The following is a 418-nucleotide window of genomic DNA, read 5'->3' as shown; positions in this document are numbered from 1 at the left end:
GTATTTATGTATCCGGGTCTATTATCAATACGTGGATAGCCATCCCCACCAGTAGCATTAAAGCTAAATGTTGTCATACGATATTTTTTGTTAAGGTCAACCGATTTACCTTTTATTTTTAGCATTTCGATTTTTCCTTTTTTGACTACAAAGCTGGTATTCAAACATTGTGGGTAGGCTCCGGAATCCGGTTTCCTCTGTGCCACTGTAGCTCGGTAGGCAGCTACTTCTTTCCCCGTCAAATCAATACTTACTACCGTATTACCAAATGGCTGAACTTTCAGTATATCTTTGTATGTGATGTTACCACTCTCTATGGAATCTCGAATTTCCCCACCACTGACAACAGCAAAATCTGCGTCAATACGTTCTGTCAGAGCGCTCAGAATCAGATGGCCCATACTGGTCTGAACAAAAC

The 418-nt window shown here is 40.9% G+C and carries 1 protein-coding gene; it reads right to left on the bottom strand.

Features of this window, described 5'->3' with window-relative positions:
- Positions 1–418 (bottom strand): 5'-nucleotidase C-terminal domain-containing protein (locus BM613_RS14755; RefSeq protein WP_109431877.1); only part of this gene is annotated, 418 nt, incomplete at both ends.

The sequence above is a fragment of the Sulfoacidibacillus thermotolerans genome (assembly GCF_003144315.1).
Lineage (GTDB): Bacteria > Bacillota > Bacilli > Alicyclobacillales > SLC66 > Sulfoacidibacillus > Sulfoacidibacillus thermotolerans.
Note: the sequence above shows the minus strand (reverse complement) of the source record. Positions and strands in the feature narration are given on the sequence as shown.